Raw genomic sequence first — 608 nt, forward strand, 5'->3', positions numbered from 1 at the left:
AGCGCAGGCGGGCGAGGAGGGCGTGTTCGACGAGGGTGATGAGGGCGCTTTTGGCGCTGTCCCGGCGTCGTGCGTCGAGGGTGATGATGGGGGTGTCGGGTCCGAGTTGGAGTGCTTCGCGGACTTCGTCGGGGGTGTGGGGCTGGTGTCCGTCGAAGCCGTTGAGGGCGACGACGAAGGGCAGTCCGCTGTTCTCGAAGTAGTCGAGGGCGGGGAAGCAGTCGGCGAGGCGGCGGGTGTCGACGAGGACGACGGCGCCGATGGCGCCGCGGACGAGGTCGTCCCACATGAACCAGAAGCGGTCCTGGCCGGGGGTGCCGAAGAGGTAGAGGATGAGGTCTTCGTCGAGGGTGATTCGGCCGAAGTCCATGGCGACGGTGGTGGTGGTTTTGCCGGCGGTGTGGGTGAGGTCGTCGATGCCGGCGCTGGCGCTGGTCATGACGGCTTCGGTGCGCAGGGGGTTGATCTCGGAGACGGCGCCGACGAGGGTGGTCTTGCCGACGCCGAAGCCGCCCGCGACGACGATCTTTGCGGAGGTGGTGGCGCGGGTGGCGGCGGGGCTAGAGCTTGCGAAGTCCACTGAGGACCCTTTCGAGCAGCGTGACGTC

The 608-nt window shown here is 68.3% G+C and carries 1 protein-coding gene; it reads right to left on the reverse strand.

From position 1 onward, the window contains the following. Nucleotides 1–580 (reverse strand): GTP-binding protein (locus C7C46_RS30980; RefSeq protein WP_110673255.1); only part of this gene is annotated, 580 nt, incomplete at its 3' end. Between the last annotated feature and the right edge of the window lie 28 nt (nucleotides 581–608).

The sequence above is a fragment of the Streptomyces tateyamensis genome, assembly GCF_003205575.1.
In the GTDB taxonomy this organism is placed as follows: domain Bacteria; phylum Actinomycetota; class Actinomycetes; order Streptomycetales; family Streptomycetaceae; genus Kitasatospora; species Kitasatospora tateyamensis.